At 37.9% G+C, this 18,273-nt stretch carries 18 protein-coding genes and 2 other annotated features; of the genes, 6 read left to right on the forward strand and 12 right to left on the reverse strand.

What is annotated here, in order from left to right:
* Positions 1-111 precede the first annotated feature (111 nt).
* Positions 112-350, forward strand: a binding site (T-box leader).
* Between the two features lie 91 nt (positions 351-441).
* Positions 442-2,013, forward strand: coding sequence for a 2-isopropylmalate synthase (locus V6670_RS21115; protein WP_141904235.1), 1,572 nt, complete (start codon positions 442-444; stop codon positions 2,011-2,013).
* A gap of 107 nt (positions 2,014-2,120) precedes the next feature.
* Here V6670_RS21115 and metG read toward each other — a convergent pair whose 3' ends face one another.
* The 4 genes from metG to rsgA form a co-directional block, all read right to left on the reverse strand.
* On the reverse strand, positions 2,121-3,755 hold the full coding sequence (gene metG, locus V6670_RS21120) for a methionine--tRNA ligase (protein WP_338652038.1): 1,635 nt from the start codon (positions 3,753-3,755) through the stop codon (positions 2,121-2,123).
* 56 nt (positions 3,756-3,811) lie between these two features.
* Positions 3,812-4,073: a binding site (T-box leader), on the reverse strand.
* Between the two features lie 96 nt (positions 4,074-4,169).
* Complete coding sequence (locus V6670_RS21125) at positions 4,170-4,817, reverse strand: HAD hydrolase-like protein (protein ID WP_338652039.1); 648 nt, start codon at positions 4,815-4,817, stop codon at positions 4,170-4,172.
* 15 nt (positions 4,818-4,832) lie between these two features.
* Positions 4,833-5,258 carry a FosM family fosfomycin resistance protein gene (gene fosM / locus V6670_RS21130; protein ID WP_338652040.1) on the reverse strand — a complete coding sequence of 142 codons (426 nt, stop codon included), beginning with the start codon at positions 5,256-5,258 and terminating at the stop codon, positions 4,833-4,835.
* Between the two features lie 17 nt (positions 5,259-5,275).
* Positions 5,276-6,346 carry a ribosome small subunit-dependent GTPase A gene (gene rsgA, locus V6670_RS21135; protein ID WP_338652041.1) on the reverse strand — a complete coding sequence of 357 codons (1,071 nt, stop codon included), beginning with the start codon at positions 6,344-6,346 and terminating at the stop codon, positions 5,276-5,278.
* 402 nt (positions 6,347-6,748) lie between these two features.
* On the opposite strand from rsgA, the gene V6670_RS21140 reads away from it, so the two are divergent.
* On the forward strand, positions 6,749-7,831 hold the full coding sequence (locus V6670_RS21140) for a 3-oxoacyl-[acyl-carrier-protein] synthase III C-terminal domain-containing protein (protein WP_338652042.1): 1,083 nt from the start codon (positions 6,749-6,751) through the stop codon (positions 7,829-7,831).
* A gap of 1 nt (position 7,832) precedes the next feature.
* Positions 7,833-8,375 (forward strand): isoprenylcysteine carboxyl methyltransferase family protein, encoded by a 543-nt coding sequence (locus V6670_RS21145; RefSeq protein WP_058843897.1) that lies wholly within the window; start codon positions 7,833-7,835, stop codon positions 8,373-8,375.
* A gap of 20 nt (positions 8,376-8,395) precedes the next feature.
* Here V6670_RS21145 and V6670_RS21150 read toward each other — a convergent pair whose 3' ends face one another.
* Positions 8,396-9,589: a GTP-binding protein gene (locus V6670_RS21150; protein WP_338652043.1), complete on the reverse strand. Its 1,194-nt coding sequence runs from the start codon at positions 9,587-9,589 to the stop codon at positions 8,396-8,398.
* A gap of 169 nt (positions 9,590-9,758) precedes the next feature.
* Here V6670_RS21150 and rpmG point away from each other — a divergent pair, with 169 nt between their 5' ends.
* Complete coding sequence (gene rpmG, locus V6670_RS21155; protein ID WP_036128616.1) at positions 9,759-9,908, forward strand: 50S ribosomal protein L33; 150 nt, start codon at positions 9,759-9,761, stop codon at positions 9,906-9,908.
* 325 nt (positions 9,909-10,233) lie between these two features.
* Here the strand turns inward: rpmG and V6670_RS21160 are convergent, their stop codons facing one another.
* The 4 genes from V6670_RS21160 to V6670_RS21175 form a co-directional block, all read right to left on the reverse strand.
* The gene (locus V6670_RS21160; RefSeq protein ID WP_338652044.1) at positions 10,234-10,971 is read right to left on the reverse strand and encodes a hypothetical protein; all 738 of its coding nucleotides are present in this window, start codon (positions 10,969-10,971) and stop codon (positions 10,234-10,236) included.
* Between the two features lie 8 nt (positions 10,972-10,979).
* Positions 10,980-11,261, reverse strand: coding sequence for a hypothetical protein (locus V6670_RS21165; RefSeq protein WP_338652045.1), 282 nt, complete (start codon positions 11,259-11,261; stop codon positions 10,980-10,982).
* Entirely contained in the window at positions 11,254-11,826 is a 573-nt protein-coding gene (locus V6670_RS21170; RefSeq protein WP_338652046.1) for a hypothetical protein, read from the reverse strand. Before V6670_RS21170 ends, V6670_RS21165 begins: the two co-directional genes overlap by 8 nt.
* A gap of 153 nt (positions 11,827-11,979) precedes the next feature.
* Positions 11,980-12,618, reverse strand: coding sequence for a hypothetical protein (locus V6670_RS21175; protein ID WP_036128625.1), 639 nt, complete (start codon positions 12,616-12,618; stop codon positions 11,980-11,982).
* A 235-nt stretch (positions 12,619-12,853) separates the two neighbouring features.
* Between V6670_RS21175 and V6670_RS21180 the strand changes: the two genes are divergently transcribed.
* Together V6670_RS21180 and V6670_RS21185 are read left to right on the forward strand one after the other, a co-directional pair.
* Positions 12,854-14,032 carry a hypothetical protein gene (locus V6670_RS21180; protein ID WP_338652047.1) on the forward strand — a complete coding sequence of 393 codons (1,179 nt, stop codon included), beginning with the start codon at positions 12,854-12,856 and terminating at the stop codon, positions 14,030-14,032.
* Positions 14,033-14,201: 169 nt separating this feature from the next.
* Positions 14,202-14,816: an exosporium glycoprotein BclB-related protein gene (locus tag V6670_RS21185; RefSeq protein WP_141904227.1), complete on the forward strand. Its 615-nt coding sequence runs from the start codon at positions 14,202-14,204 to the stop codon at positions 14,814-14,816.
* A gap of 82 nt (positions 14,817-14,898) precedes the next feature.
* Here V6670_RS21185 and V6670_RS21190 read toward each other — a convergent pair whose 3' ends face one another.
* The 3 genes from V6670_RS21190 to V6670_RS21200 form a co-directional block, all read right to left on the reverse strand.
* The gene (locus V6670_RS21190) at positions 14,899-15,411 is read right to left on the reverse strand and encodes a YfiT family bacillithiol transferase (RefSeq protein ID WP_338652048.1); all 513 of its coding nucleotides are present in this window, start codon (positions 15,409-15,411) and stop codon (positions 14,899-14,901) included.
* Positions 15,412-15,490: 79 nt separating this feature from the next.
* Positions 15,491-16,147: a hypothetical protein gene (locus V6670_RS21195; RefSeq protein ID WP_338652049.1), complete on the reverse strand. Its 657-nt coding sequence runs from the start codon at positions 16,145-16,147 to the stop codon at positions 15,491-15,493.
* Between the two features lie 482 nt (positions 16,148-16,629).
* Positions 16,630-18,195, reverse strand: a complete 1,566-nt coding sequence (locus tag V6670_RS21200) for a BCCT family transporter (protein ID WP_338652050.1) — start codon at positions 18,193-18,195, stop codon at positions 16,630-16,632.
* Positions 18,196-18,273 lie beyond the last annotated feature (78 nt).

Raw genomic sequence — 18,273 nt, forward strand, 5'->3', positions numbered from 1 at the left:
AAATATCAAATGATTAATAAGATATACATTACTTAAGACAGAATTAAAAAAATTTTTAGAATATTATTGACAGGAAGTTAATATCCAAGTATTATTGCTTTCAACAACACATTGCAGGCCAAGATTGGAAATAGTAAAAGTGATTGTGTACTTGTAGAGAGCCGATGGTTGGTGTAAATCGGTAGACACACATTTTGAACTCGTCCATGAGCTACTCCCTGAACATAGTAGTAAGGGATGTCGGTTTCCCCCGTTAACAGGATAGACAGTGATAGCTGTCGATAAGTGGACTTTTTCTGTAATGAGAAGGTCAATTAGAGTGGTACCGCGAGCATAAACTCGTCTCTATTTTTATATAGAGATGGGTTTTTTTATTTTTTTAATGACTTTGGCCTACGTGTAGATTTTAGATACTAATTACGACAAAAGGAGTGTTTGAGAATGGGAAGAAAAATTTGGGTGTTTGATACAACTTTACGTGATGGCGAGCAAGTGCCTGGTGCAAAGCTAAATCTGTATGAAAAGGTAGAGATTGCACAGCAACTGAAAAAACTAGGGGTTGATATTATCGAAGCTGGATTCCCTGCTTCATCACAAGGTGATTTTGATGCTGTCAGGGCCGTAGCTGAAAAGGTCGGCAACACGAACGACATCATGATTACAGCATTAGCACGTGCAGTGAAAGCAGATATTGATGCCGTCTACAACGCTGTAAAATATGCAGAAAATCCAATGATTCACATGGTACTTGGAACATCCGACATTCATGTGGAGAAAAAATTCAGCAAATCAAAGGATCAAATTCTACAAATTGGTGTAGATGCTGTGAAGTACGCTAAATCATTATTGCCGCAAGTTCAATATTCCACAGAGGATGCGTCTCGTTCAGATTTTGAATATCTTTGGAAAACAATCGAAGCTGTTATGAGAGCTGGCGCAACTATGATTAATGTTCCTGATACGGTTGGCTTTGCAGAACCAGAAGAATTTGGAGAGATGATTTTTAAATTAAATGACCGTATGAAAAATTTAAACGACAGCGTTCTTCTAAGCGTTCATTGTCACAATGACCTAGGGATGGCAACGGCTAATACGCTTGCTGCCATTAAAAATGGGGCGGATAAAGTGGAATGTACAATCAATGGTATCGGTGAACGTGCAGGTAATGCTGCATTAGAGGAAGTTGTCATGGCGCTAAAAACTCGTAGCTCTGTCTACAATGCTGAGACACGTATCAATACAAAAGAGATTATTAATACTTCACGCCTTGTTTCTAGCTTTATGGGCCTAGATGTCCAGGTCAATAAAGCTATTACGGGAGATAATGCGTTTGCTCATTCTTCTGGTATTCATCAGGATGGTTTGCTAAAATCCCGTGATGCTTATGAAATTGTCCATCCTGAAGACGTAGGTCTTGATGATATGGAGCTAGTACTGACAGCTCGCTCTGGTCGCCATGCAGTAAAAAATGCCCTTGAAAAATTAGGGTTTACTAATCTTTCTACAGATGAATTTGAAGGCATTTTTGAAGGCTTCTTAAAGCTAGCGGATGCGAAAAAGGAAGTATATGATCACGACTTATACGTTATTGTGGAAAGCTATTATGAAAAACATGATGCCAATAATAAAAATGCCACACATTATAGTGACCAATTCTTTGATATCGACGATCTACAAGTCGTCAGCAATACAAGCTTCCCTTCTGCAAGTGTGAAAGTTCGTAAAGGCGGCGAAGTCTTTAAAGCAAGTGCAGTAGGCTCTGGCCCAATCGATGCCTTATATTCAGCCATTGCAGAAATTACAAACATAGATATAAAACTAGTGGAATACAATATCAATAGTGTTTCACGAGGCAAAGAGGCTTTAGGTAAGGTGAAAATTACGATTGAGTATGATGGCGAAAAGTATATTGCCAAAGCAGCTGATACAGATATTCTAAAGGCAAGTGCCTTAGCCTATATTAATGCTATCAATAGCATTGTTGTGGCAAAATTAACACCTGTTATGAATTAAATTGAATTGAAAAAAGCAGTATGGCGTATGTGAACTGCCCCGTAAAAGTTAGACATCAATCTAACTTTTTGGGGTCAGATCATATGAGTCATACCGCTTTTTCAAATCTAACGACTGTCCCTCACTAATTTTTGATACTCTTCTTCAATTCGTTCAATGTCAAGACGGTCAAACAAAGGAGCTACTGCTTGAATCATTTGAGGCAATTCTACTTGTTCATGCCACATCATTCCCTGTATGCCTAACATATTCCTTACCTTCTCTGCTGAAAATGGTAAGAAAGGATGCAGTAGCTGTCCTAAATTAGCAATAATATAGACACAGGTTGCTAGTGTACGATTACCAGCCTCCACATTTTCTTTTACTTGTTGCCATGGCTGTTGTTCGTCAAAATAGCGATTAGCCCCTCGAATATACTCAAAAATGGCTTCTAACGCTTGTTTAAAATGCCCTCCTTCAATCAACCTGCCCGCTTCATTAAACAGCTGAACTGTTTGTTTACGAATATTGTTATCTACTTCAGCCTGTGGCACCTGACTAGCAAAGGATTTCTCAATAAACTTCAATGTACGATTGACAAAATTACCATAGGCACCGAGTAATTCACTATTATGACTGTAAATAAATTCTCGCCATGAAAAATCTGTATCACGGTTTTCTGGCGCATTCATCGTTAAGAAGTAGCGAATGGCGTCTGCGTCATAACGACTTAAAATATACGGAACCCACACAGCCCAATTTTGACTAGTTGATAATTTTCGTTTTTCTAATGTTAAATATTCGTTCGATACGATATGTGTTGGTAATGCTTGCACCCCAATTCCCATTAAAATAGCTGGCCAAATAACCGTATGGAAAGGAATATTATCCTTCCCATGGACGTAATACGAAATGGTCTCTTCATTCCATAAATCCTCAATCGCTATTTGATGCTCTTTTGCCCACTCTAGACTTGCTGATAGATAACCGGCTACTGCTTCAATCCATACATATATTTTTTTTCCTTCAAAGCCTGGCACTGGGACATCTATACCGTTTGGTAAATCTCTTGTTACTGCTCGGTCAGGAACCCCTTCTGCCAAGTAACGCTCCGTTAAACCTAAAGCATTATCTCGCCAACGTTTATTGGTCTTCGCTTCTGCCACATAAGACTCCAATCTACCTTGAAATTGACTAAAGGTAAAATAAAAATGCTCTGTCTCACGAATAACAGGCTCATTTCCACATATTTTGCAACGTTTATCTATTAAATCCAGTGGGTCTAAAATTTCTGAGCAGTTATCACATTGATCTCCCCTTGCTTTTGCACCACAATTTGGGCAAATTCCCTCAACAAATCGATCGGGTAGAAATTGTTGATCTGTCTCACAGTAAGCCTGTTCAATTTTCTTTTTGTATAAAAAATTGTTTGCTAGTAGCTGTAAAAATAGGCCCTTTACGGATTCATGATGGTGTTCTGCATCTGTTCTAGTGTATAAATCATAGGTAAATCCTAAATCACGAAAGCACTGCGTAAATTCAGCATGGTAGTGATTGGCAATGGCCTCTGTTGTTGTATTTTCTTGTGCTGCACGAATAGAAATAGGTGTACCATTACAATCACTGCCTGATACATATAAAACCTGCTCACCTTTTTGTCGGTAATATCTAGCCAAAATATCACCTGGTAATAGTGCGGCAACATGCCCTAAATGCAAAGAACCATTTGCATATGGCCAAGCGCCTCCAATAACAATTGTCATTCTAGTTTGCTCCCCTCACTAAAAAAATGGTAAAAAAAATCGTCCTAATCAAATCTGATTAGGACGAGTATACCCGTGTTACCACCTATATTTACAAATAGCTCACACTATTTGTCTCCATCAGTACGTCTCCATTCAAAATGAGAGATACTGCCGCTGTTGTAACGAGTGCCCATCTCGTCGTAATCTACTGGCTAAAAAGCTTTCGGTACGAAGCTCAAAGGTCATTTTCAAAAGGGTTCATTTACCTCATTTCCACCAACAGAGGCTCTCTACAAAATGCTGATCCAATTTACTTTTCCTTTTCAATGCTTTTCCTATAGGATTGGCACTATTTTACGCTTTCTAGTGATGAAATGCAATGATTGTCGTTAAATCAACTCTATTTTTCGATAAAGATTAAAATTTAAGCGATTAATTGAATGTGATGTTTAATAACGCTGTTAAATCATCTATTATAATGTCTGCCTTTTGCAATTCGTTATCCTGTGCAAAGTCAAAACGAACGCCTATCGACTGTAGTTGATTGTCATGTGCAGCCTGAATATCCGACGAACGATCTCCCACCACTACCCCGTTCTGGATTTCATTTTCTTCTACAACTCGTTTTACTAGATCTGATTTATGCCCACTTGCAATAGATTGAATGCTGTAGATTCCCTTTATAAAACGCTCTAATTGATAGGTTTCAACAATCGCCCGTAAATAGTCAACCTGTCCATTACTCGCTATGTATAACGGATAATTCTCTGATAATGCTGCAAGAGTTTGTTCAGCATGTGGATATAAAGCTCCCTGATGATTGCGTATTTGCTCAATCAGCTTTACATGGAATAAAACATTGCTCTCTTCACGTATCTCTATTGTATGCATAGGACATAATGTTTCCCACACAACAGGTAAAGGAACGCCCATTATTTCTCGGTATTTTTCTATCGGTGTTTCTCCTTGCCACAAGCCACTTGTCCGTAGCACATCAAATGTTGCGTCGAGCGCAGGCTCTAAAATAAGATTTGTTTGAAATAATGTGCCATCCATATCAAAAATAAAAGCTTTGTTCATAGAATCACTCCCAGATTAATTATCAAAAAACGTCATGTGGTGCTTTTCCTGCTTATAATAAGCCAAACGATCTTGCAAAGTTCCTGTATGAAATTCAAATTTATGGCCATCAGGGTCTGTAAAGTAAATCGATTTTTTGTCCTTCTCATCTCTTTGACGACCCGTTAAAATATTGACCTTTAATTGTAGCAATTTATCATACATTTTATTATAGTCATCCTCACAGATAGTAAAGGCGATGTGGGTATAGGAATGATGGATTTCATTCCGTGGTATATCCTTCTCTACATTCAGGGCGAGCCACAGCCCATTTACATCAAAATAGGCTGTGCTTTTCCCCTTTACTAGCAATTTAGCATCGAAAACACTTTCATAGAATGCGATGGATTCCTCTAAATTGGATACAGAAAATAGTAAATGATTAATATGTTGAATGGTCATAACTGAGCTCCTAATGCTTATTTTTTGCCTTTTTTTATCCCTTTAGAAATCTGCTTCCATTTACGTTGCTCCTCAAGTTTCGCCTGTGCATTGGTTTTGCGTTCCATATAAGCTAATTCTCTTTGGAGCTTAAAGTAGCTTTGGAGACGATATTGATCCAACTCCCCATCAACAATAGCTTGTTGGACTGCGCAATACGGCTCTTTTTGATGGGTACAATCACGATAGCGACAAACCGTTGCTAGTTCCTCAATATCTTGAAAGCTTGAAGCTAAACTATCACCTTGATCCCATAATTGAAGCTCACGCATCCCTGGTGTATCGATTAAACAGCCCCCATCTGGTAATATGACTAACTCTCGATGAGTGGTTGTATGACGGCCCTTAGCATCCTCCTCACGAATACCAGCAACCTTCATCAGCATCTCTCCACACAAAGCATTTGTTAAGGTCGACTTCCCTGCCCCTGAAGAGCCTAGCAATGCCCCTGTTACTCCCTCCTTGAACAATGTCTTAATTTCCATTAAACCTTCGCCCGATATTGCACTCGTCACAAAAATATCTACACCAAATGCTACAGACTCAACTTCTTGTACCAAGCTTGCAGTATCCTCACATAAATCTGCCTTCGTCAGGACAATCACTGGCCTTGCCCCTGAATTCCAGGCAGCTACTAAATATCGCTCCAAACGACGAATATTAAAATCAGCATTTAAGCTCATGACAAGTAACACAATATCTACATTCGATGCAACAATTTGTTCTTGAATTTCCAAACCTGCAACTTTGCGTGAAAAGACAGATTTCCGTTGAAATAATTGATGAATAATTGCACGTTCCTCACCAGGCATTTTCTCTACTAGCACCCAGTCACCTACAGCTGGATAATCCTCTCTTGCTAAAGATGTATAAGCATAATGACCAGCAATTGTCGCAAGCCATTCGCCCTCTTCGGCTAACACTCGGTAAGAATGCTTATGCTCCAATGTAACCCTTGCAGGTACACAATTCTTCAATTTAGGCTGTTTTTTCATCTCCATCATTTGCTCTTCAAAATACGTTGTAAAACCTACTGTTGTTAAATTCAATTTATTTTCCTCCTAAACGTACATATCCTTGATGCCTCAGCGTAATGTCTGTAATATCCGCCAGAGACTCTATCGTCATTCAGCATTTTTTGAACCACGATAAAAAAACCTTGTAGCTGCAATTCGGCAGTTACAAGGTTCACAAGCACGTTTAAAAGATATACAAATACCCGAGCTATAGCACGGCGTTATTTTGTATATTTTAGGCGTGTGAAATGGAACAAACCGAATTGCAGTTCGCTAAAAATAGATCTATTCATCATGTCACATCACCTTCTTTCCATTTAGTTGTTATCAATATAGCTAAATTTTCAGAAATTGTCAATTATGATCTTATAAGCATTTATTCTAATCCTCGACGCATAGAATGAACAAGACCACTAAATGCGAGGAGATGTTGAATTGCCTAAAATCATTTCTATTAGCACACATCAACCACCTTACACATTACAGCAATCAAATGCAGAGGAACTAACAAAAGAGCTTTTCTATGCAAAAATCCCAAAACTAGAGCGCTACTTAAAGGTTTTTGAAAATGGTGGCATCGACACCCGCCATTTTTGTGTTCCATCAGAATGGCATCGTACGAATCACTCCTTTGAGGAACGCAATGATTTATATATTGAATTAGCTACACAATACAGCGTGAACGTCATCCAGGCATGTTTAGAAAATGAAGCTTTTTTATCTTCACCCATTTCTCCCGAAGAGATTGATGCCATCATTTTTGTCAGTAGTACTGGCATTTCAACACCAAGCATTGATGCGCGTGTGATGAATAAACTTCCCTTTTCAGATCGACTGAAACGTATTCCACTATGGGGGTTAGGATGTGCTGGCGGAGCAGCAGGTGTAAGTAGAGCCTTTGATTTTTGTAAAGCCCATCCACATGCGAAGGTGCTTGTCGTTTGTGTCGAGTTATGTAGCCTCACTTTTCAGCCAAATGATTTTTCTAAAAGTAATTTAATCGGTGCTTCTCTTTTTGCAGATGGTGCTGCTTGTATTCTCGTTTGCGGAGACGATTTAACCATCGATACAAAAAAAACAACACCTTCTATTTTGGCAACAGGCTCTAAATGGATGCCAGATTCAGAAAATGTGATGGGTTGGAATGTAAAAAACAATGGACTTCATGTTATTTTTCAAAAAAGTATTCCTGCCATTATTACTAATTGGCTCGGTCCATTCATTGAAAAATTTTTAATGGAACAAGGACTGTATAGTGAGCAACTTACTCATTTCATCGCTCATCCTGGAGGGAAAAAGGTTTTAAAAGCTTATGAAGATACACTTTATTTGTCTCCCCAAAAAACCGACATTTCTCGGGAAATATTGCGCCAACATGGCAATATGTCATCACCAACTGTGTTGTATGTATTAGAGCAATTTATGCTACATGAAGGACAAGTGGAGGATACAGGTTTACTCGTCGCTCTTGGCCCTGGTTTTTGTGCAGAAGCTGTATTATTAAACTGGAGGGAGTAACATGATCTTCTATCTTATTTTAACTATTGTCATTCTACAAAGACTGACAGAGGTTGTCATTGCCAAACGCAATGAGAAATGGATGTTTTCACAAGGAGCCTATGAAGTAGGTGCCTCTCATTATCCCTATATGGTCACAATGCATGTTAGTTTTTTTCTGTTTTTAATTGTAGAAATCGTCACAAATAACAATGGTATCTCGCCCTTATTCCCATTATTTTTTATATTATTTATAGCTGTGCAGGCCTTAAGGATTTGGTGTATTCGCTCTTTGGGCTCCTTTTGGAATACAAAAATTCTTATATTACCTGATGCTCAAGTTGTCCGTAAAGGGCCATATGAATATATGCGTCATCCCAATTATGCGGTAGTTTGTTTGGAAATCCTTTTACTACCTCTCATGTTTCAGGCTTACTTTACAGCATTTTGTTTTACATTATTAAATATTACAATGCTTTCTGTACGAATTCCTATAGAAGAAAAAGCATTACGAGATGCTACTAATTATAATCGTGTGTTTCAAAAGAAGATTTCGGAGTCTTAACCGAAATCTTCTTTTTCTTCTTAATGCCATTCCCAGTTGAATGGGTCCTGTAGACGCTCCCAAGGATTATGGAACTCTTCATCCGTTAATAAACAGTTGTCCAATTGTTTGATAATATCTTCTCGATTTAAATCAACCCCAATAATAACAAGCTGTGTCATTCGATCTCCAAATTCTTCATCCCAATCCTCCAATACTTCAGGACTTTGCTGAAATACATCCTGCTGCTGTGCTTTAGGTAGGGCTGCTACCCAATAAGAAACAGGTTCAATTTTTGCAGATGACCCCGCCTGAGATAATAATAGTGCAACATCCTGATGTCTTGCACTCCAAACAATTCCCTTTGCTCGTACAATCGATTCTGGCATTTGATCACACCACTCGACAAAACGCATCGGATGGAAGGGTCTTTTGCTTTTATAGGTGAATGAAGATATCCCGTACTCCTCTGTCTCTGGTGTATGATTTTCATGACCAAGCTCTAATTCCTTTAACCAACCAGCCGACTCTGAAACCCGTTCAAAGTCAAAGCGACCTGTATTTAAAATATCTGCTGGATCAATCACACCGTTTGTTGTACGAATAAGTTTCGCTTCTGGTTGCAATGCACGCAAAATACGTTCTAACCGTTCAAGCTCCTCTGCCGATACTAAATCACACTTATTTAAAACCAGAACGTCACAAAATTCAATTTGATCAATGAGCAGATCCGCAACATCACGTTCATCTAATTCACCAACCGCTTCCTTACGCTCTAATAAGCTTTCCCCCGACTGAAAATCATGCCAAAAGCGATGTGCATCCACGACAGTAACCATCGTATCTAATTGGCAAAACTTCGTTAAATCGATGCCAAGCTCCTCATCTAAATAACTAAATGTTTGTGCAACTGGAATTGGCTCACTAATCCCCGTCGATTCAATCAAAATATAATCAATATTGCCAAGCTTCGCAAGACGTTCCACCTCCTGCAATAAATCCTCTCTTAATGTACAACAAATACAGCCATTGGATAGCTCTACAAATTTTTCCTCTGTACGCGATATACCGCTGCCATTAGCAATCAGCTCCGCATCAATATTAATTTCACTCATATCATTCACAATAACCGCGACACGTAAATCCTTGTTGTTTTGCAATACATGATTCATCATAGTTGTTTTACCAGAACCTAAATAACCACTCAATACTGTAACGGGAATTCTCTTTGTCATTATTACAACTCCTTAAATCGTAATCATTACTATTTACAATTTGTAATTAAATCATACAACATTGGAAAATGCAAAGCTTTTTATTACTTACAAAAATAAACTTGACAATATTCGGTGAGAAATATATCGTTTAAATCGTAACAATTACTATTTATAAGGAGGATCATACATGCGTGTTCAAATAACACTAGCCTGCACTGAAACAGGTGATAAAAACTATATAACGACTAAAAATAAACGCAATCACCCAGAAAGATTGGAGCTTAAAAAATACTCCCCTCGCCTGAAACGCGTAACCGTGCATAGAGAAACAAAATAATTTTGCAATGGGATAAATTTGGAGTAGTGCTGATGCATTTATTGAGTGGATTTCTCTATTGTTGGAGCAGGGGCGATACCGTTTGAGCGAGGTTATCTAATTTTGGAGCAGGTGGGGCCAGTTTCCACACTTTGAGAGCGCTGTTGGCAAACCTTTGAGCGACCTACTCTATTTTGAGAACGAGGTTTAGCTCTTCTTCGAGCGGAGCTAAAGCAGCTTTCCCTTCCATCAAACGTAGCACCTCCAACATCCCTTCCAATCGAGCAACTAAAAAATGACTGTTTCAAAGGTATACATTTTGAAACAGTCATTATAAAATTCTCAGCTATACTTGCCTTCTATTGATTTCTAAAGCTAGCTCGTTCAATTTTTGATCTAATTCATCGAGCATCCTTAATCTGAAATTTATTTGTTCATCTATCTGGACTTGCTGCTTTATCGATGAGCTACTACCATCAGATTGATTTTTGAATTCAACTAATTCATGTTTTAATCTTTCAATTTCTAAATTTTTCATCTCCAACTCTCTTAATAGTTGCTGTTGAAGGCTGTCCGCTTCTACTTTATCCCTATGATATGTTTCTAGTGCCTCTATAATATGCTTCATTTGTTTACCTGTTACTGTTGTATAGTCGCTTATTTTTTTATCTAGACCTTCAATAATAGCTTTATCATTTGTCTCAATCGAAGCTTTATGTGAGACTTGAACACTGTTCTTCAATGACTTATTTTCAGCTCGCAATTCGGCAACTTCCTTTAATAACGCTTCTATGGATGCAATTTGTTTTTTTCTTTGTCCTTCTCGTTTTTGAATTTCTTCATCATAGACTTGAAGCTCTTTGTCAAAGTCTCTTTTCAACTTTAATAGCTCCATCGAAAGATCTTTTCTTAGTCTTGTTAATTGTATATTTTCTCTTTCGAGCCGCAGAACTAAAGCATAATAATCACTATCTCTAAGCCTTTTCACTTCATTTTTATACTTGGCTAATTCGGCCCTTAAAAAAATAATCATTTGTTGGAGCTGTATCGGATCATTGTTTTTCACAATATCATTGTCCATCATCACACCCCCTAGCCAGAATACCTTTTTAGTAAATCAACCACCTCTTCAAACTGCATTCTACTTTCCTCTAGTATTTCATCCAACTGCTTTATCCACTCCGCTTCTTGTTGTGGATGTTGTAATTGTTCAGCATCACTCTTTTCGCCTAAGACAAGAGAGGCGATTAATAAATGTAATGTACTTTTTTCAAGAAATGCAAAGCTATTATCCTGTTCATTACGACGACTTAGTTGCTCCTTCAATAATTGATGGAGTACACTACCAAACTCTTGTTTTTCATTTTCACTCATTGTCTTCCTCCTGTGTTTGGCCCATTCCATTGAGATTAATCGGATTTAAAACGACAATACCATCTGTGAGCTGATCGCAATATGTAAAACCCATAATAGTGCCTGAATATGGCAAATTATGTGACCATTTTACCTGAAAATTAGTAAATGAAATAGTTTCATTCGGTTCGATTGTTGATTTTCCTATGGGTTTCAGCCAGTACTCCTCTTTGCTTAATTTATCGTTAAAACGTTCCCAGTTGCTCTGTCCCTGTGTCTTAAAATTTGGCGTGAAATTTTCATGAACATATCTCCCAGAAAAGTAAAATGGCGATTCCTTCGGTAATGTTATACACAGATAGGGGTTTGTAATAGCAGTACTACCGATATTGCGAATATGATAGGAGCCTAAACATAAACTTTCTTGTTCAGGATCATAAGAAATATTGAACGAGGTTGTAAAATAACTAATGAGGTTGACCCTGTTTGGAATGGTCAGCTCCTCGACCAGCTGTTTAATTTCATAAACATAAGCGTTTGTTTGTTCTTTTAGTGCCTGTATCTTGTCTTCTACACGATTGTTCACTCTGTACCTCCTTACTATTTTCCATCAATTGTGCCTAGGCGTAACGGTATCCAGATTATTTTGGAAATCTGCGACATCTGCTGAATTAAAATAAAAAAAAAGAGAGGATTATCCTCTCTTCATGATATGACTTTCCTCTATTTGTTAGCACCGTTAACCTAAAGTTGGGAAAATAATAGGGCACTGTTGTGGACGAACTGCAGTTGGACATGAGAATGGTAAGTCTGCTCTTGGTTCGCAGAAAGTTGCTAAAAATTCCACAGTAACTGGGAATGTAGACTGAATGCTTTGACAAACGGCAACAGTAATTGTTAACGCAGAAAACGTAATTGTACCTGTTCCAGCTGCAAGTGTTCCAGTTGTACATACGAAGCAATCTAAATCTGTGTATAAGATTTCAACATCTGTACCTTTAGGAGCACATAATGTCACTTGCTCACAGCGAGAAACTGGAATTTCAGCGCTTGTGAAAACAGTACCATTAGGTAAAGTAACGACAATCGTTAGAATGAAGTTCTTTTGAATATTTAAATGTTGCAGACAAACAGTTGATCCATCAATAGAGAATTGACGATTCTCACGGTTCAGGATCACAATTGGGTTTGTAGCAGCTGGAATTACTCTACATGTAACAATTGCACCAGTTAAGTCAGTCGTTGGTGTTACGCCTGGGAATGTAATTGCTCCAGTAGGAGAAATATCAAATGACATTTCTTTTACAATCCAGTCATATACCTTATCGACATTTATACAAATTAGTTCCTGCGCCTGGGATGGCATATGCTCTTGCATCCTTTTGACACCTCCATAAAATTTTTATCTTTCGTTTGTAGCATATGTTTTTCAGCTATAAGTGCATGGGCTAACAAATAGTTCCTTATGATATTTGTTAAAATCAGCAAAGGATCATCTTTTCACACACTTTCTTCTTTATTGGAAGACTAAAATGTTGGAAGGACCGGTATATTTGTAACAGAAAGCCAATATTTTTAATAAACTAATAATGGACTGAAAGGGGTGAACTACAATGGAAGAGTCAAAATTGTATACCACTCAAGAAATTGAAACATTAAAACAAAAAATTGAAGCCTACAGAGAATCGTTAACTTCATTAAAGATGGGGACATCAATTGAAGATTTCCTTTATATGAAGCAGGAGTTTGATGGACTGAAAACACAGATGGTCCATTTAGAAGGGATCACAGAGACATTAGATAGTAAACAAAATTCGTATATAAAAGGCTATGATGACCAAATAAAGCTTCTTTCAACACAAATTGAGTCTTTGAATCAAACCATTGAAGGAATGAATCAAGAGATTTTAGCGGTTTTAAACAAATTATTAACAGTTGAAGAAAATGATACAACAACCATTCCTTCCTCCATTGAATTGCCTTCTCAAACTTCGGCTACTCTTTTACCTAGACAACCTAGAATGACTCAGACAACAGATCAAACGACGATTACATCAGCACAGCCCTCTTATAGACTACTGCAAAGTTTGGCAGGTAAAGCTACAAACCACCAACTAAATGTAAATAATGGCACTCCTTCTCCTCGCAATGATCTAGATGCAGCTAAGCCTGAAGAGCGGCATTTTAATCAACAATATTTTCAATCAATTAATACTCACCCAAGCCAAATATACAATGGTTTATACAGAAACACGACAGTTGAATCCACCTTCCATTTTAAAAATGCTACGGATGCAAAGGAAGTTCCAGTAAGTGTTTATGACCCATCTGCTGTACAGCCTACTTCAAGTGATGAAAACATCGAGAATAATTCTTCTATTGTTCATGAATCGGTTAGCATTGGAACGGAAATAGTAGACGATCCTATCGAGGCTATGCATATTGAAAAAGAGGATAACAATCTAGAGTTTCCCCAAATATCTAAAGAATCGTTTGAACAAGTTATTTCGGAATTACCTAGCGAGCCTGTTAGTCAAGATATGACAGCAATAGTTAAAGAACCTCTCGACCAAGTCATGTCAGAAACAATAGCTGACCCTGTTGACACTTATCATTCTCCTTCTTTAGAAACCGAAGAGTTTGTTGAAGTGTATCATACTGGAGCAGCCTATGAGGTTCATTCGTCCCTTGAAGAAGAGAATAAGCATCCTGAATCTGTCAATAAGCCGATTGAAGAAGAAAATAAGAAGGGCAAGAACTCATTTTTCGATTTCTTTAAAAGATGGAGTTAACTTATTCATTTTTTTAAGCATCCACCATGTATTTTCATACATAGTGGATGTCTTTTTGTTTCCAATAAAAGCTGTCTTTAAGAAATTATCGAATTTGTAGGTTTAGAAGATAATTGCCCTTAACCCCCAATCTGAAATGAATAGAATAATGAAGAAAGGGGGTGTAAAAATGTGTTTTAATAATTCAATGTGTGGCTGTTCAGGTAACGGTCATGGGAATGGTGAATGTAGCGCACTTGGACCATTTGTAGCGATTGATGCAGCATGTATTACTCCACCAGTAGCAACAGGCTCACTCATCCCATTCGCTTCTGGAACAGTTCCAGTTATATTAGTATCACTTGCTACAGGTTTAGTGGATACAGTAAGCCTTGTGGGATTCGGTACATCTATTCCAGGCGTATCCCTTGTAGGTACTAATATTGATTTATCAGCATTAGTTGGAACAGAAGCTTTTTCTGTTTCTAGAGCAGGTTCCATTACATCTATTTCAGCTACATTCTCTGCAACTGTTGGTGTAACTATAATAGGCTCGGCAACAGTTAGAGCACAAGTTTATCACGCGGTAGCAGGAAGCAATGTCTTCACTCCTACAACAGCATTTGTTGACTTAGCACCAGCTCTTTCAACAGTAGTTCTAGGTACTCTAGCAAGTGGTACAGCGAATGTTACTCCAGTGCCAGTATCTGCAGGTGACCGTTTATTAATGGTGTTCTCCGTTACTTCAACAGGAGTACTTACAACTCTTACTGGTAACGCTAGTGCAGGCATTACTATCGTATAAAATATACTATAAAGTTAAGAAAGCAAATAAGTGATTTCCAGTAACCAGGAAATCACTTATTTCTTTCACAAAATACTATTCTTTAGTTCGTCAAAGCATTCTGAATATGTGCCAAATGATGCTTACCGTGCCATGCATAAAGACCAATTGCATGTTCCAATGTTGTTAGCCCTGAATCAGGATGGTGAAAGGCTCTTTGTAATTGTTCATCCGTTAAGCTTGTCAGTAAATAAACCCAACGTTCATGTAAATGTTCAATTAAATTAAAAGAAGTTGCTACTGGCATTTCAGAATCTGGTAATTGTGCCCATTCCACTTCATTATATGGCTTAATGGTAGGGACATCCTCTGTTAGTGCTAGCTTAAAACGGATATAGCTATTCATATGACTATCGGCAATATGATGGACTAGCTGCGTAACTGTCCAGCCATTCTCACGATAGGATTTTGCCAATGCTTGCTCGCTTGCACCACTTAATGCTTCCGCCAGTTGTTTTGGTAATAAACGAATGTCTACAATCCATTCCTGTACTTGCTGTGGAGTCATTTCTTTTGGGAATTGAAATTGTCCAATAGGGTATCGTAAATCTGTCATAGTGCTATCTCCTCCGTTTCTATTCTCTTACTTTTTCATAATACCATTAACTGTATTGCCTATTAAAATAGACATTGTTTTATAACGTTACTTCCATTTGCTTCTTTACGACCTCAACCAAAGCCCTTAGTGGATGAATAATTGCTTGAGCGGTGTGCTCTTCAAATTGTCTTGCCGCATCCATCATTGAGAGCTGAGCTACGGAGATGGCCTTTTGCTCACTCATTAACTTATGTAGAGCTTGTGAAATAGCATCATTATAAGCTTTCTTTTTCCCTTGCATAATGAGATCAAATGTCCCTTTGATGATTTTTGCCTCAACATTTACTGATTTACCATGCTGCCCAGCATATTGGTGAAGTCTTGCCATCGTTCCTTCTACTGTTGCAGGATTTGTAAAAAGAATAATTTGAGGCTGTTGCGCATTACATATGCTTTCAAAAAAAGGCTCGTCAATCTTTATAATGGGTATCGAGGCATTGAACACAGCCTCATTCTCTAATAAAGCAATATAATTTGTACACGTTATTAAGATGGCATCCACATCACAGCTAATAATCCATTCTATTTGCTCCTTAACCTTATATGCTACACCATCACTACCTTTCGACACATGCTGTAAAACGCCAGGATCTACAAAATGAAGCAGCTCTAAATCTTCCTCACTTTGAAAAGCTTGCTCTATGTACTCTATATTTGAATGATGAGCATGCAAGCAGCCAAGTTTTTTCATCAATAGTCCCCCCTCTTTCCATTGTAGCTATAGCTAGCTGCTCTCCCATTTCTTCATTCGTTACAACATTACCCAACGAGCAGTATAATTCAATATTTCGTAGAACACTTATACATACTTTACACTAAATTCCTTTTCTTATTATATTAGTGCATATTGTTCAAGTTTAGCGATCAATGCTTTTGCTTGTCCCAGTCCTTGTTTCTCAGGAATAACCGATAGCCTAAAGAAATAAACCTCTGTGTACTAAAAGTAAACCTCTCTATATACCCAAGAAAAGCCTGTTCAATTAACTCTGTCGTTGCACTTAGTGTTCTAGAGCTTTTTAGTACTCTTGCAAAACCTGTAGCATCAACTTATATATTCATTGGTGCATCCTTTATCTCTGCTAAAATTACCTTCATAGCTCAACAACTCTTCAATCACCTTTCTTCATATATTTAAACAAAAAGAAACCGTATTATTCACGAATACGGTTTACTGCTTTAATTTTTTTCTTTATTTTTTGCTTCCTTTTCAATATGCTTTCTTGCTATTTTTAAACGTTGAATGTCCTTTTTCTTCAGAGGAATAACTTCATCCTTCATCATTTTAATGTATGAAAACATGAGTAACAGTAAAATCACGGTAAAGGGCAAAGCGGCAATTAACGAGGCGGTTTGCAATGCTTCAAGCCCTCCTGTATACAATAAAACACCTGAAATTGCAGCCATTAAAATACCCCATACTAGCTTCGATAATATTGTCGGATTTAAAGAACCTTTTGTTGTCATACTTGCCATAATGAATGTGGCCGAATCGGCAGAGGTAATTAAAAATATAACGATTAACAGTATTCCAATCACAGAGGCAAGCGTTGAAACTGGCAAGTGTTCTAACAACTGGAATAGGGCAACAGTTACATCATTATGAACAGATTGAGCGATTTCTGCATCTTGATGTAAATCAAACCACATAGCTGTTCCACCGAATGTGGCAATCCAAAAGCAAGCAATAATAGGCGGAATAATTAATACTCCTATAATGAATTCTCGAATGGTCCTCCCCTTGGATACACGGGCAATAAAGGAGCCAACAAAGGGTGACCAAGCGATTGCCCAGGCCCAGTAAAAAATCGTCCAATCCTTCACCCAAGTTCCCCCAACATATGGCTGCATTCTTAAACTGTATTGAATAAAGTTAGAAATGTAATCACCTATCGCTAATGTAAACGTCTCAAGTATGAAAATCGTTGGACCTGTAATAAAAACGAATAACAGTAAGACAATCGCTAAGGTCATATTGACATTACTCAAAATCTTCATGCCCTTTTGAAGTCCTGTCGTTGCAGACAACATATAGCCAATAAACATGATAAGAATAATGGCTACTTGCAAGATAAATGTATCCGGCAAACCAAAGACGAAAGTCAAACCTCCGTTCGTTTGTAGCACGCCAAGCCCTATGGATGTGGCTACCCCCATAACTGTAGCAATAACCGCAAGAATATCAATCGTTCCTTTAACGACTCGATTTGTTCCCGTTATAGGCTCTAAAGCGGTAGAGATGAGCATGTTTCTTTTTTTATTGAATTGAACATAGGCCATAACAAGCCCCAATATAGCATAAACAGACCATTGGCTTAATCCCCAATGAAAGAAGGAATAACCCATCGCCAATCTGGCTGCATCCGTTGAAAGAGGTTCTGTGTCACTAAAAGGTGGTGAAAAGTAATGACTCATAGGCTCAGCCACTCCCCAAAAAACCAGTCCGACACCTAGTCCAGCTGAAAAGAGCATGGAAATCCATGTTAGAAAACTAAATTCGGGACGACCATCTTCCGATCCTAAGCGAATGGTGCCATATTTGCTAATTGCCAAGCCAAATAGAAAAATAACGATAATAAAGACTGCCATTAAATAAAACCAACCAAAATAATCCGTTGTCATATGAAATACGCTGTTTGCTACGTTCTTAAATTTTTCCGGTATCGTTGCTCCGATAATGACTAAAAGTAAAATTGCCCCACTAGAAATAAGAAATACTGGGTTCTTTAAAATTTTATTTTGCATACAGCGCCTCCATTTATCCCAGACAGATGACCAAATTTCCTTTATTATGCGTATAATTCAAGTATTTTATTAATGAAA

Source organism: Lysinibacillus sp. Y5S-8 (genome assembly GCF_036894365.1).
Lineage (GTDB): Bacteria > Bacillota > Bacilli > Bacillales_A > Planococcaceae > Lysinibacillus > Lysinibacillus fusiformis_D.

What these genes read in the sequence shown, in the direction of transcription:
- V6670_RS21115 (WP_141904235.1), top strand. Translation starts at nt 442, where the DNA reads ATGGGAAGAAAAATTTGGGTGTTTGATACAACTTTACGTGATGGCGAG.
- metG (WP_338652038.1), bottom strand. Translation starts at nt 3,755, where the DNA reads ATGACAATTGTTATTGGAGGCGCTTGGCCATATGCAAATGGTTCTTTG.
- V6670_RS21125 (WP_338652039.1), bottom strand. Translation starts at nt 4,817, where the DNA reads ATGAACAAAGCTTTTATTTTTGATATGGATGGCACATTATTTCAAACA.
- fosM (WP_338652040.1), bottom strand. Translation starts at nt 5,258, where the DNA reads ATGACCATTCAACATATTAATCATTTACTATTTTCTGTATCCAATTTA.
- V6670_RS21145 (WP_058843897.1), top strand. Translation starts at nt 7,833, where the DNA reads ATGATCTTCTATCTTATTTTAACTATTGTCATTCTACAAAGACTGACA.
- V6670_RS21150 (WP_338652043.1), bottom strand. Translation starts at nt 9,589, where the DNA reads ATGACAAAGAGAATTCCCGTTACAGTATTGAGTGGTTATTTAGGTTCT.
- rpmG (WP_036128616.1), top strand. Translation starts at nt 9,759, where the DNA reads ATGCGTGTTCAAATAACACTAGCCTGCACTGAAACAGGTGATAAAAAC.
- V6670_RS21160 (WP_338652044.1), bottom strand. Translation starts at nt 10,971, where the DNA reads ATGATGGACAATGATATTGTGAAAAACAATGATCCGATACAGCTCCAA.
- V6670_RS21165 (WP_338652045.1), bottom strand. Translation starts at nt 11,261, where the DNA reads ATGAGTGAAAATGAAAAACAAGAGTTTGGTAGTGTACTCCATCAATTA.
- V6670_RS21175 (WP_036128625.1), bottom strand. Translation starts at nt 12,618, where the DNA reads ATGCAAGAGCATATGCCATCCCAGGCGCAGGAACTAATTTGTATAAAT.
- V6670_RS21180 (WP_338652047.1), top strand. Translation starts at nt 12,854, where the DNA reads ATGGAAGAGTCAAAATTGTATACCACTCAAGAAATTGAAACATTAAAA.
- V6670_RS21185 (WP_141904227.1), top strand. Translation starts at nt 14,202, where the DNA reads ATGTGTTTTAATAATTCAATGTGTGGCTGTTCAGGTAACGGTCATGGG.
- V6670_RS21190 (WP_338652048.1), bottom strand. Translation starts at nt 15,411, where the DNA reads ATGACAGATTTACGATACCCTATTGGACAATTTCAATTCCCAAAAGAA.
- V6670_RS21200 (WP_338652050.1), bottom strand. Translation starts at nt 18,195, where the DNA reads ATGCAAAATAAAATTTTAAAGAACCCAGTATTTCTTATTTCTAGTGGG.